This is a genomic window from Moorena producens PAL-8-15-08-1 (assembly GCF_001767235.1).
Taxonomy (GTDB): domain Bacteria; phylum Cyanobacteriota; class Cyanobacteriia; order Cyanobacteriales; family Coleofasciculaceae; genus Moorena; species Moorena producens_A.
In genome coordinates this window covers 6,177,405-6,189,989 of sequence record NZ_CP017599.1, presented here as the reverse complement: position 1 = coordinate 6,189,989, position 12,585 = coordinate 6,177,405, and the positions used below count along the sequence as shown (strand labels likewise).

At 45.1% G+C, this 12,585-nt stretch carries 11 protein-coding genes; 3 read left to right on the top strand and 8 right to left on the bottom strand.

Features of this window, described 5'->3' with window-relative positions:
• Window positions 1–446 precede the first annotated feature (446 nt).
• Window positions 447–1,007 carry a Uma2 family endonuclease gene (locus BJP34_RS22590; protein WP_070394284.1) on the bottom strand — a complete coding sequence of 187 codons (561 nt, stop codon included), beginning with the start codon at window positions 1,005–1,007 and terminating at the stop codon, window positions 447–449.
• A gap of 336 nt (window positions 1,008–1,343) precedes the next feature.
• On the bottom strand, window positions 1,344–1,826 hold the full coding sequence (locus BJP34_RS22585) for a hypothetical protein (protein ID WP_070394283.1): 483 nt from the start codon (window positions 1,824–1,826) through the stop codon (window positions 1,344–1,346).
• A gap of 203 nt (window positions 1,827–2,029) precedes the next feature.
• Between BJP34_RS22585 and BJP34_RS44105 the strand changes: the two genes are divergently transcribed.
• Window positions 2,030–2,245 (top strand): hypothetical protein, encoded by a 216-nt coding sequence (locus BJP34_RS44105; RefSeq protein ID WP_158517393.1) that lies wholly within the window; start codon window positions 2,030–2,032, stop codon window positions 2,243–2,245.
• 10 nt (window positions 2,246–2,255) lie between these two features.
• On the opposite strand, the gene BJP34_RS22580 is transcribed toward BJP34_RS44105, so the two are convergent.
• Both BJP34_RS22580 and BJP34_RS22575 read right to left on the bottom strand, forming a co-directional pair.
• Window positions 2,256–2,783 (bottom strand): hypothetical protein, encoded by a 528-nt coding sequence (locus BJP34_RS22580; RefSeq protein WP_070394282.1) that lies wholly within the window; start codon window positions 2,781–2,783, stop codon window positions 2,256–2,258.
• Window positions 2,784–3,025: 242 nt separating this feature from the next.
• Window positions 3,026–4,618, bottom strand: coding sequence for a cytochrome P450 (locus BJP34_RS22575; protein ID WP_070394281.1), 1,593 nt, complete (start codon window positions 4,616–4,618; stop codon window positions 3,026–3,028).
• 384 nt (window positions 4,619–5,002) lie between these two features.
• Here BJP34_RS22575 and BJP34_RS44100 point away from each other — a divergent pair, with 384 nt between their 5' ends.
• A complete protein-coding gene (locus tag BJP34_RS44100) occupies window positions 5,003–5,167 on the top strand; it encodes a hypothetical protein (RefSeq protein WP_158517392.1) in 165 nt (54 codons plus the stop codon).
• Between the two features lie 149 nt (window positions 5,168–5,316).
• Here the strand turns inward: BJP34_RS44100 and BJP34_RS22570 are convergent, their stop codons facing one another.
• Together BJP34_RS22570 and BJP34_RS22560 are read right to left on the bottom strand one after the other, a co-directional pair.
• A complete protein-coding gene (locus BJP34_RS22570; protein ID WP_070394280.1) occupies window positions 5,317–6,894 on the bottom strand; it encodes a cytochrome P450 in 1,578 nt (525 codons plus the stop codon).
• A 322-nt stretch (window positions 6,895–7,216) separates the two neighbouring features.
• Entirely contained in the window at window positions 7,217–9,430 is a 2,214-nt protein-coding gene (locus tag BJP34_RS22560) for a transketolase (protein WP_070394278.1), read from the bottom strand.
• A 403-nt stretch (window positions 9,431–9,833) separates the two neighbouring features.
• On the opposite strand from BJP34_RS22560, the gene BJP34_RS22555 reads away from it, so the two are divergent.
• Window positions 9,834–11,219, top strand: coding sequence for a cytochrome P450 (locus BJP34_RS22555; RefSeq protein WP_070394277.1), 1,386 nt, complete (start codon window positions 9,834–9,836; stop codon window positions 11,217–11,219).
• Between the two features lie 56 nt (window positions 11,220–11,275).
• Here the strand turns inward: BJP34_RS22555 and BJP34_RS44095 are convergent, their stop codons facing one another.
• The gene (locus BJP34_RS44095) at window positions 11,276–11,419 is read right to left on the bottom strand and encodes a hypothetical protein (protein WP_158517391.1); all 144 of its coding nucleotides are present in this window, start codon (window positions 11,417–11,419) and stop codon (window positions 11,276–11,278) included.
• 484 nt (window positions 11,420–11,903) lie between these two features.
• Complete coding sequence (locus tag BJP34_RS22550; protein WP_229423968.1) at window positions 11,904–12,395, bottom strand: ATP-binding protein; 492 nt, start codon at window positions 12,393–12,395, stop codon at window positions 11,904–11,906.
• Window positions 12,396–12,585: the final 190 nt, after the last annotated feature.

Genomic DNA, 12,585 nt, shown 5'->3' with positions numbered 1-12,585 from the left:
TAATTACACTGATGTCAGCGTTTGATTGATCACGATAAACGGCTTTGAATAGTCTTGCTGTGTAGCTCCTGATTATGGCTTCAGGGCATATAGCAATAATTTTAAATCATTTGTAAAATAATCAAAATCTGTAATCCTTGCCCAGCAAGGATTACAGCGATCGCTTTAGCCAATATATTTCACAAATTATTTAGTATTGCTCTATATAGCAAGGGAAGTATAGTTTAATACATAGTCTTTTAGTTAAAAGGGAGCAGGGAGCTTCGGAGCAGGAAGCAGAAGATGTCTTAAGCTTTTCTTCCACTGCTATACTATCAAATCCAGTTAGTACAGACAGTAAAAAAAGTTGTCTTACTCTGACTATAATACGGTGGTTTGAGCCTAATCCTAATCCGGTTTTTGCTTTCTGGATTTGGTATAACTGATCACGCTAACCAAATTAAGTTTTATAATTCCAAGCTAAACCCCGGTAACACCTGATTTCCTGTTAACACTACAGCCATTGCTACTACTTCCACAGGTTGGTTTGCCAGATAAATTTCTACCAGTTTATCCTGGGGATTAATCAACCAACCCAAACGCAAGCCACTGGCTAGATACTCTTGCATTTTTTCCTGTAGGGGCTTTAATCGATCTGTCCGTGAGCGCAACTCAATCACAAAATCGGGGCAAATCGGTGGAAAACCTTCTCTTTCTTTTTGACTCAATGCTTGCCATCGTTCCAGGGCTACCCAAGCTACATCGGGAGAGCGATCGCCACCACCTGGTAAACTAAACACAGTCTGAGAACTAAAAACAACCCCCAACCGAGTTTGACGATTCCAGATAATTAGATCACCAATCAGATTCGCCTCAATACTACCACTTTCTCCGCCTAAAGGAGTGATAATAATTAAATTACCGTGGGGTGAACCTTCAAGCTGTAAATCAGGATTAGCCTCACACAAGCGATAAAACTGCTCTCTGGTCAGAGGGGTAATGGGCTCTAGATTCAATACTGTGGTCATCCCAATTATCCTAAATAGTTAATAAACCAGCTATTCTAAGGTCTTTCGACCCGCCATAGGCTCGTTCACGAGGTTCAGAGGCTCACCGTTGAGGTTCAGAGGCTCACCGTTGAGGTTCAGAGGCTCACCGTTGAGGTTCAGAGGCTCACCGTTGAGGTTCAGAGGCTCACCGTTGAGGTTCAGAGGCTCACCGTTGAGGTCCAGAGGCTCACCGTTGAGGTCCAGAGGCTCAACGTTGAGGTCCAGAGGCTCAACGTTGAGGTCCAGAGGCTCACCGTTGAGGTTCAGAGGCTCACCGTTGAGGTTCAGAGGCTCAACAGCAAGCCTTTTTGGACACTAAGCCTGATCAGAATTGGCAATAGCCGACTTATTACGATTAACTTTTTTAAAGCGTTTCCCTAAACTCTCAGCAATGGTTTTTAGACCAGGAGTCTTTTTAGCAGCCACCTTGATGTAATTATAAACTTGTACACCGCTGTTCATAGCCTCAGAGCTGACTGCCATTAAGGTATCATCCACCTTTTCAGTTAATTGTCGGAGTTGGAATAAGACATCGGTCAGAGTAACGGCAAGCTCATAGTCCCGTGCAAACTCTTCTACGTCAAAGCTAGCAGGTAGAATCTTGGGGTTAGATTGGGCAGCAGTGAGGCTATTGTTAACAAAGGATAGACTTTTTGAACCCATCTTTAAAATGGTGCGTCGTTCCTCAGCCGTTAGATTAACTAAGAAAGGTAGCTTTTGTTCAATCGTTTGTAGGGCGGTTTGGATTTCCTGGACATCTCTTTCGGAAAGAGTACCGGTAATATTTTGATAAGGCATTGTACAATTCCTGTAATTCTCTGAATGAATAATGACAATCAAGCGTCATGCCAGACCTATGCTTTTGCCATCTATTCTTAGAATTCCCAGTAAATTATGGAATCGATATACTACTCTTAAAAATTAAAAATTAACCTATTTTTTGACGGTAATTTAAATAAATTAAATATTATCCCTTGGATAATATAGCGTTTCTTATAGCTATGAGGTACAAAGGATTTTTCACCTCTTGCCTCTTGCCTCTTGCCTCTTGCCTGCTCCCTACTCCCTACTCCCTGCTCCCTAAAACCTTAGGTGCCCTTGACCCATTAAGAATTAAATTCCCCACGGGTCGCACCTCAGGTACACAGGATTTTTCTCTATTCCCTGTTCCCTATTCCCTGTTCCCGATTCCCGATTCCCGATTCCCGACTCCCTAAAATAGAGCCCCTAACGCTGATTCTGCAATTTTCTCATTTCCTCTTGTACCCCCACTGCCACCTGCAAGGCTTGGTCTAGCACTCGTCCATACTCACTGGCCTGATCACTCAAGTGCAGGGCGGTCAAGGTGGTTAAATTAGTAGTAAATAGCTGAGGATTCTTAGTAATAAACTGCTTATTCTCCCTGAGAATTCGTTCTGTCTTCAAAGCACGCACTAAATCCGTTTTCATCACCCCAAGGGCTTCGAGCACTCGCTCCCGATTACTGAGACCAACACCTGGATTACCAGCTTCTTCCAATTGATCATTAATGTATACAGCTCTAATCACCGTATTGTATCGATCCACTTCTTTCACTAGCCGTCTAACTGCCTTATATTTCAGCCATAGAAAGGACCCTCTACCCAATTTTATAAAGAAATCTCCTGGTTCTTTTGGTTTCTCTAGGAAAAAACCTCTGACTCGCTCTGGCTTCTCCCCAACTAAATTGGTTAGATAGTCCTCTGAAATCACCAAGTCCTGCAAATCAGGTCGCATAGTTGTCTGTGCCTATGATAAGATAGTGGTCGGGAGCCTTTTAATCTATAAGCTTAACACGCTCTTAACACCTTACCGTTAAGCTGAGGAGACCTGTGAGGGGTCAGGGGCATGACTGGGTATATCATGAAGGTCTCTTATTAAGAGATAGGTTACCCATAAAACCATTGTCAGCCCCGTGGAAACTGCCATGACTGCCCTTAATCCCTACTCCCTACTCCCTACTCCCTACTCCCTAAAACCTAGTAAGTTTCCTCAATACACTGCAAGTCTCTAGCCTTAAAACGCACTGGCATCCCATCAGACGGATACATCAAAAGGTTCTGTTCTAACTGTTCGAGGGATGAACGACCATTGACCAACTCCCAGTCGAAATAACGGAGCAGCATTGCTAGTATTACCGTTGCTTCCAGCATTGCCAGATGCTCTCCCAAGCAACGATGAAAACCTGAGCTAAAATTTATCATGGGAAGTGGGCTGCTGCCCTTGCCCTGGTCTAACCAACGCTCTGGCAAAAATTCCTCGGGGTTGGCATAGACCTCTGGGTCTCGCCCAGCAGCAAGCATTGAAAACCGGATGATCGTGCCACGAGGAATCAGGTTGCCCTCAATCACGGTGTCACGTTGAGCCTCCAAGGAAGTCGAACCTGAGGCGACTGAATAAAGGCGCAAAGTCTCTTTAATAATCCCACCGATGTAACTCAATTTCTTCAGACTTTCTGTATTAATCCCACCCTTAAGGCCACCTGGACTTTGCCAACTCTGGTCAACTACAGCCTGTGCTTTCTGAAAAACCCTTGGATTTAAGGCTAACTCTCCTACTGCAAAAGATAAAGTATGAGCTGTGGTATCAGTACCAGCAATCAAGAGTAAAATAGCTTCTGCGATCAGTGTTTTCCGAGTGTATTTTTGTTCCTTAGCCGCTATTTTAACCAACATCGATTCCTGGAACATTGGACTTACCTGGCCCCAATTAGTCGGGTTTTGTGCTCTCATCTTCAAGGCTAAGTCCACTCGCGGACCAATCAAACCCTCTAAATATCGCCTTGCTCTCCAGTAATCTCGTGAAGCCTTAGTGGGCAAATATTTCATCCATCTCTTCTCCCCAGTAATTAACCGTAGGGTCCGATAGCCCAAAATAGAAATCGCCTCGTGAGCCTTTAGAATATCGAGGGGTGGTCCTTCAGAACTAGACGATTTTCCATCCACAGGAATTCCGAGCACTAAACTCGAAATCACCTTCATGGTTAGTTCCACAAACAGGAAATCGACCTTTACCTCTGTTTGCGGTGCATCTTGCTGAAGTCTGGCAATTACTTGTTCGCAGGCAAGGTTAATAATGTTAAAGTATTTGGACAGACCTCTAGAACTGAATTCAGGATTCCAAGCCTGGCGTCGCCACTGCCACTCACTCCCGTTTTGGCCGACAAGAACGGGAGCACCACCAAATTCGTTCGAAACTTTGCGGATTCGCTCATACCTAACCAAGCTTCCATCTCTCATCCCATTCACAATAGTGTTTTCAATCACCTTTGGCTGACCCAAAACCAGAAGTGGAGGGTTCATCCAGAAAACATAAATCGGGCCGAGCTGCTTGCTCCAATCAAACCATAATTGGAAGAATTTCTTCTGTTTGACTGCTGCTAATACTTGAGGAAGATTTCCCAATAGCCAGTGTTTGGGAGGACAGGGGAGTGACTCTAGGGATTTGTAAGTATTTTTTCGTTGCCACCAGCGCCAGCCCAGTAGTCCCCCGATGCTAGTCACCCCTAAGGCTGTGGCTAAATAGGGCAAGGAGGGAGAAAAAGTAATTTGAGCCGCAATCTCTTGGAACATGAATCCGCCTTAGTTTAACAACTATTAACTTTTACTCAGGACTTACGCACAGAATCCATGGGTAGGGTGGGCAATGTTTTGCCCACCCTACAGGTAGCGTTAAATTGAGGGATTTGCGTAATTCCTATTACTACGAAACATAATCGGTTCGAGAATCGCACTGATACCACCAGTAACACCAATCAAGCCATCTCCAGCAAACAGCTTTTCAAAACAACATTAAGTGGCTCTCCTAGACTGATTATAGTAAATGAGTCTAGGAGAGCCATACATTTTTATTTAAATTACATTTTTAAATTACTCAAAGCCTTATTCAGTAAAGGCTATATAGCGTTTCTAGGACTCATGAGGTACAGTATTCTTTGAAGTTGATTCCCTGTTTTAATGCAGCGTATCGCTATTCCCTGTTCCCGTCTTGATGCAGTCGCTCATGGGGGAAACCCCCAAGACCGCGCTGCATCGCTGTTCCCTGTTCCCGTCTTGATGCAGTCGCTCATGGGGGAAACCCCCAAGACCGCGCTGCATCGCTGTTCCCTGTTCCCGTCTTGATGCAGTCGCTCATGGGGGAAACCCCCAAGACCGCGCTGCATCGCTGTTCCCTGTTCCCTAAAATCTAGAAATTGTGTACCTCACAAGTCGTAGAATTGCTATAGCTATTATTTTGTACTAATTTATCATAGCCATCCTAGGAAAGCCCATTAAGTTTCTTCAATACACTGGAAGTCTCTAGCCTTAAAACGCACTGGCATCCCATCAGACGGATAAATCAAAAGGTTCTGTTGTAACTGTTCAACAGATGAGCGACCATTGACCAACTCCCAATCAAAATAACGGAGCAGCATTCCTAGCATTACCGTTGCTTCCACCATGGCCAGATGCTCTCCCAAGCAACGATGAGAACCTGAGCCAAAGGTTATCATGGGAAGTGAGTTACTGCCTTTGCCCTGGTCTAACCAACGCTCTGGCAAAAATTCCTTCGGGTTGCCATAGACCTCTGGGTCTCGCCCAGCAGCCAGCATTGACCAGGAGATAATCGTGCCACGAGGAATCAAGTTGCCCTCAATTACGGTGTCACGTTTAGCCTCCAAGGAAGTGGAACCTGAGGCGACGGAATAAAGGCGCAAAGTTTCTTTAATAACCGCACTGATGTAAGTCAATTTTTTCAGACTTTCTGTATTAATACCACCATTACTTTGCCAACATTGGTCAACCACAGCCTGTGCTTTCTGAAAAACCCTGGGATTTAAGGCTAACTCTCCTACTGCAAAGGATAAAGTATGAGCTGTGGTATCAGTACCACCAGCCAAGAGTTCAATTGCTTCTGCTATCAGTGTTTTCCGAGTGTATTTTGGTTCCTTAGCCGCTATTTTCACTAACATCGATTCCTGGAACATTGGACTTACCTGCCCCCAATTAGTCGGGTTTTTTTCTGTGATCTTCAAGGCTAAGTCCACTCTCGGACCAATCAAACCCTCTAAATATGACATTGCTCTCCAGTAATCTCCTGAAGCCTTAGTGGGCAAATATTTCATCCATATCTTCTCGCCAGTAATTAACCGTAGAACCCGATATCCTATAATAGACATCGCCTCGTAAGCCTTAAGAATATCTAGGGGTGGACCTTCAGAACTAGAGGATTTTCCCTCCACAGGAATTCCGAGCACTAAACAGAAAATCACCCTCATCGTTAGTTCCACAAATACGGAATCTACCTTTACCTCTGTTTGCGGTGCATCTTGCTGAATTCTGGCAATTACTTGTTCGCAGGCAAGGTTAATAATCTCAAAGTATTTGGACAGACCACTAGAATTGAATTCAGGATTCCAAGCCTTCCGTCGCCACTGCCACTCAGTCCCGTTTTCCCCGAGAAGAACGGGAGCACCACCAAGGTCGTTCCAAATTTGGCGCATTTGCTTAGACCTAACCAAGCTGCCATCTTTGATGCCATTCAGAATGGTGTTTTCTATCACCTTTGGTTGACTCAAAACCAGAATTGGAGGGTCGATCCATAAAACATAAATCGGGCCTAGCTGCTTGCTCCAATCAAACAATAATTGGAAGTATTTCTTCTGTTTAACTGCTGCTAATACCTGAGGAACATTTCCCAATAGCCAGTGTTTGGGAGGACAGGGGAGTGACTCTAGGGATTTGTAAGTATTTTTGCGTTGCCACCAGCCCCAGCCCAGTAGTCCCGCTATGCTAGTAATCCCTAGGGCTGTGGATAAATAGGGCAAGGAGGGGGAAAAAGCAATCTGAGCAGCAATCTCTTGGAACATGAATCTGCCTTAGTTCAACAACTCTTGACTTTTACTATTGGGTTCGCGCAGGGGGCTTGCTTGGGTGCATCTCATTAAAGCTATTTAACCCGGTGGGTGGAACGGGCATCAAGCGTGGAATGGGCATCAAGCGTGGAACGGGCATCAAGCGTGGAACGGGCATCTTGCCCGTTACAATCTTCCGGCGGGCTATCCCAACCCTGGCGCTCGAGGCTGAAAATGAGTGTGAGCCCAAAGGTGGTGCGTTACGGGGCGGACTATCCCAACCCTGGCGCTCGAGGGGAAAAATAAGGGCAAGTCCGCCCCTAACGCACCCTACGCACTAAATTTTAACTAACCCAGTGGCCCGTTTGGCCAAAGCTTCAGCAGTTAAGCCATTAAACGCCATAATTTGACCAGCACTACTAGCAGTTTCACCGCGCTTCCAAGCCACCACATCCCGTTTGCAAGTACTACGTAACATAATCGGTTCGAGCATGGCACTGGTACCACCAGTAACACCAATTAACCCATCCCCACCAAACAGCTGTTCAAACCCCTGATCATCTAAGAAACCGCCATCAGCGTCAGTACAGGTTTTCCAAGCCGTATCATCAGGACGGTACAAGCGGCGGGGACTGATTACCGAAACAATCCGCACCCCAATCCCTTGGTTTTCCAAATTGGAAGCAGCATCAAACACTGGGATCAGGCTCATATCCCCAATCACCGCAAACACAACGGTTTTACTGCCTTTAGTTTCATGCAACACCACTGCACCATCTTGCAAGCCTTGACGGGTTTGCTCAAAGGTCGTGCGTACCGGTAAGGGTGACTTACTGGCAGTAATCGTAATTCCTTTATTCTTAGTACTCAGCGCCCACTCATAACAGACTTGGATACTATTAGCATCACAGGGAAACAACGGGAAAATATTGCCATTGCGCATCATAGCAGCAAAGTAATTTTCAATTTCAGGACGCTGGTGAGTCCAACCATTGCGTCCTTGCTCCAGTGCCCCAGCGGTAAATAATGTAATGGTAGAGGGAGTAGGACGGCGCAATTCTGCCATGGCTTGGGTAACGGTTTGCCAAATGGGTAACCCATTGATAGCAAAGGATTCATAAGAACACCACAGAGTACGAGCGCCAAACAAGGCTAACCCTACCGCTAATCCAGCACAAGCATCTTCACTCAAGGGTTCGTACACCTGACCTTTTGGGCCTTGGAAGTAAATTTCATCCGGGGTCGGGTGGATAATTTTTAGAGCTTGGTTAATATTATTAATTCCAGAAGCAGCATTGCCATCAGCATTGGAGATAATAAAATTAGAGTCTTTTTGCCCCACATGAGCAACTATCGTTCCCATGGCAGTAGTCGCTATTTTCTTGTCTCCGTCAATCACAAATTCTTCTAAAGGTAATTCACCTAAATCTGGCAAAGGCAATTCCTTTTCTGTGACTACAGTATGGGCGGCTGGCCCTCCTCCAGAACGCTCAAAATTTGTCCTGACTAATTCCCAAGCTTTAGAAGGCAACGCCCGAGCTTTTAGGGCACTAACAATATAATCTTTTTCCAGGGTATCTCCTGGGTAGAGATTGTGAGCTTTCGCTCCCCGTTTGTGGACTCCGGCTCCTTTGAGTTGTTTAACAATCAGCACCGTTAACTTACCACTCAAGGCTGATTTAGCCGCTTTATCCGTAGCTTCCAAAACCCCTTGGGTAAATGCCAATCGCTTCTGCAAGGAAAACTCTGTGCTATCCACATACTCACCGGGTTGGTCAGCATCATCATAATCCTTAGCATTGATTAAGATTACTTCTTGGAAACCATTCCCCTGCCAGTATGCAATCATTTCTTCATTGGACTTTGTGGAAACCATACTATGGTGTTCCTGGCTGTAACCATTCCACACTAAGATCGGCAGAAAATTAGTCACCTGGGGATAGGCCGTAGAGAAGTGACCAAAACTGCTCATTACATAAGGTTCACCCAAGCCCCCATCCCCAATGGTAACTGGGAATAGTACTCCTGGATGAAGCAAAGCCCCGGCCATGGCAAAGTGTTGCCCTTGTCCCAGGGGGCCAGCTGGATTGAGGAGTCCGGGAATTTGACCAGAAAGGTGTCCGAGCAATCCGTGCATTTCTCGGAAGCGTTCCCCCATCTGTTCTACAGTCTTAATGCCCATCTCCTCTAGGGAGCCATCCAGAAACATGTTACTGTAGAAGCCTGGGGCATGGTGTCCCACTTCAGTAATAATGTTTTTGTAACCCAGCATGACCAAGGCGGCAATGCCGTCCGCAATGCTGGCAAATCCCCCTGGATGACCAGAGGATTTACTAGCAGTGATGTGCAGGGTTAGGTAGCGTAGGGCATCAGCAGCCAGTAAGGTCTGGAAGACAGCTGCTGGATCATCAGGAGATGCGATCGCTTTTTGCCCCAACGCGATCCCTAGTTGTTGCCCGTATTGGTCAAAAGCCGCATCAAAACCCGGTATGGTATTGTCAAAATACTGAATTCCTTGACAGAATGTCGAAACCCTGCTACCAACTGTCATAGTCTCAGAAACCTTTTCTAATTATTACAACTATTAAACAAATATTACAATCAGCTGGCTTAGTGCGGAATTAGTATAAAGGGTAAATTTGGGGTTTTAACCAGTGAAATGTCTTATGGATGACATTGATTGAGACTACTCTTGAGGCTACTTGAGAATCTGTCACTCTACATCTATTGTTTTACCTGCCTTATAGAGATTCAGATTAAATCTTGCTTTATTTTAATTCCCAGAGACTAACAGAATAGGATTAATCGACTAGTTTTGATTACCCTTAATTTTATTTATAGCTTGTCAATAAGCGGATTTCTGATAGTAATGAGGTAACCGAAGCTTTTTTTGAAATATAGTAGTTAGGTTAGACCATGAATTGGTCAAGAGAAAGTAACACAGGACAACGAGTATGAGTAAATTACCTGATGGTCCTCAAATCCCTAAATGGTTACAGTTAATCTATTGGATTGCTGACCCTCTGAAGTATTTGGAGCAGTGTGTAGAACGCTATGGAGATACATTTACCCTACGGCTAACTGCTTTGGGACCGTTAGTCATGGTCAGCCACCCCCAAGGAATTCAGGAAGTCTTGACCGCTCCTCCTAGCCAGTTTAAATCTGGTGAACGAAATCAGTTGCTACGACCCTTGCTGGGGAAAACCTCAATGACTTTACTCGATGGTCAACCCCACCAGCGGCAGCGTAAACTCTTGATTCCTCCCTTTCATGGCCAACGAATTAATTCCTACAGTCAATTGATTTGTGATATTACCCAGCAGGTAGCGAGTCAGTGGGTAATCGGTCAAGCCTTTACTGCCCGTAGTGCCATGCAAGACATTACCATCCAGGTAATCATGCAGGGGGTTTTCGGTCTAGGTCACGGACCCCGTTACCAAAAACTGAAGCCACTGCTGACAGCCATGCTAGATATGACTAGTTCCCCCCTGCGCTCTAGTATGCTGTTTTTTAAGTTCCTGCAACGAGATTTAGGAGCTTGGAGTCCTTGGGGCAAGTTGGTGCGGCCTAGGCAGCAAATTTATAACCTTCTTCAGGAAGAGATTAATCAGCGCCGAGAGCAACCCGAGCTAATGGGCAATGACATTCTCAGTTTAATGATGTCCACTCGGGACGAAAATGGTGAGTTGATGAGTGATCACGAGTTACAAGATCAGTTGATGACTCTCTTATTTGCAGGTCATGAGACTACTGCAACCGCTTTAGCTTGGGCATTCTACTGGATTCATCGATTACCGACAGTGCGCCAAAAACTGCTAGAGGAAATTGATAGCTTAGGGGATAATCCCGACCCGATGGCCATTGCCCAACTGCCCTATCTCACAGCAGTAGCCTACGAAACCCTGCGGATTTACCCAGTGGCGTTTGTGATCTTCGCCCGCATTACCACAGCCCCAATTACCATTATGGGTCACCACTATCAGGCCAATACTACCCTTTTTCCCTGTCCCTATTTAACCCATCGTCGAGAAGACCTCTATCCAGACTCAGATCAGTTTAAACCAGAACGATTCCTTGAGCGTCAATACTCTGCCTATGAGTATTTTCCCTTTGGTGGTGGAAACCGACGCTGTATTGGTGCTGCTTTGGCGATGTTGGAAATGAAACTGGTTTTGGCTAAGGTATTGTCTAATTATCACTTAGCCCTAGCACAAGACAAAATCATTAAACCAGCTCGTCGTGGATTCGCGATTGCTCCGGAAAATGGAGTTCCGATGGTGATGACAGGTCAACGTGTTGCGAAGGATTCACCAAAGCCTGCTACCGTAAATTCTATTTAGGATCAAAGTAATTTTCCCAGTAATTGTCCCATAGCAACAGAAACAGTTATCGGTGATCACCGAGAGTCTTTGCCGCCAGTAAGGTCACCGAAAAAGGCCGCAAAATGCGATCGCATTTTGCGAACATACTCTTCCAAACCCAGTTTGATACTCCCATCGCGCTCCAGAACGGGATTATAGCGTTCGCGTAGCGGCTCCAAAGGAGCTTGTATTCTTAATAGTACAAAACTCTTAACGGCTGAACCAAACAGCCTAATCACTCAGCCGATCAAATCATTGAGCTTACTTGTTTTCTAGTCTACGCTTAATGCAGTGGCTTTTCAGCTTGCGCGCAAACCGGCACCACTAAGTGCATTCTTAATATTTCTTTATCAAAGCAAAGATTATCAAGAAGCGGAACAGATCCAGTCTCCAATTCCCAAGGAGCTGTGTGGGTCACCTGCGTCCGCACTTTATACGCCCCGTCTCCCGCTAACCCTTACTGGTAGTGCCAGACGCTGCTTAATACGGGTATAACGGGAGTCCCCAAGGAGTTTAATGATGGTGTTGCCAAACAAAATAGTGAATTACTCAGAATATTAAAGATTTTGTGTTATTTTGTGCTGAGTCTAAATAAATGTCAACAAAAGTCTAACTAGCACAGCAAAGCGAGTTTCAGCCACTTAGGTCACCCATCTCATTATCCTACTCCATCGGTCTGACAATTGGTAATCGAGACTCCTTAACATTTTCTTTACAAAAAGTTTTTAAATCCCTCTTTCCCAATTCCTGATAACACTTCACAATTAACAAACAGTTCCGGTTGTCATCGGTACGGGTATAGCTGAGATGATCAGCGATTTTGTGTAGTATAGCGATGCCACGTCCACCACCAGATTGAGGGTTCATTTCCTGCTTGAGGTCTATAAGGCGCTGTTCTAAATCAAAGGGAGGGCCTTGATCCCAGATGCGTAACTCTAAGCGCTGGGGGAATAAAGTAACTTCGACATCAATGGAAACTTCTTCTGGCAAATCTTTGTGAGCATGACGAACGGCATTGGTAAATCCTTCAGCGAGAGCTAATTGGCACTGCAACCAGACTTTTTGGCGAACATACGATGGTTTGAACTGGTCAAACCATCCCAAAGCGTTTTCTAACGCCTTAAGCTCGCTAGGAAATTGGATAGATGTTTTCAATTTTTTCAATTCCTCAAAATCTTTTACATCAACCACATACATCAACCACATACATCAACCACATTGAAGCCTGATTCTCTCCAAAGGGTACTCTAAGATCAAGGAATCCAGTCTAACCTAGATTTATATCTCCCTGTACCATGGACTAATACTCAATTGCCTTCAAAAAGATTGCCTTCAAAGAAAATTT

Coding starts and splice junctions, on each gene's coding strand:
- BJP34_RS22590 (WP_070394284.1), bottom strand. CDS start 1,007: ATGACCACAGTATTGAATCTAGAGCCCATTACCCCTCTGACCAGAGAG.
- BJP34_RS22585 (WP_070394283.1), bottom strand. CDS start 1,826: ATGCCTTATCAAAATATTACCGGTACTCTTTCCGAAAGAGATGTCCAG.
- BJP34_RS44105 (WP_158517393.1), top strand. CDS start 2,030: ATGAGGTACAAAGGATTTTTCACCTCTTGCCTCTTGCCTCTTGCCTCT.
- BJP34_RS22580 (WP_070394282.1), bottom strand. CDS start 2,783: ATGCGACCTGATTTGCAGGACTTGGTGATTTCAGAGGACTATCTAACC.
- BJP34_RS22575 (WP_070394281.1), bottom strand. CDS start 4,618: ATGTTCCAAGAGATTGCGGCTCAAATTACTTTTTCTCCCTCCTTGCCC.
- BJP34_RS44100 (WP_158517392.1), top strand. CDS start 5,003: ATGCAGCGTATCGCTATTCCCTGTTCCCGTCTTGATGCAGTCGCTCAT.
- BJP34_RS22570 (WP_070394280.1), bottom strand. CDS start 6,894: ATGTTCCAAGAGATTGCTGCTCAGATTGCTTTTTCCCCCTCCTTGCCC.
- BJP34_RS22560 (WP_070394278.1), bottom strand. CDS start 9,430: ATGACAGTTGGTAGCAGGGTTTCGACATTCTGTCAAGGAATTCAGTAT.
- BJP34_RS22555 (WP_070394277.1), top strand. CDS start 9,834: ATGAGTAAATTACCTGATGGTCCTCAAATCCCTAAATGGTTACAGTTA.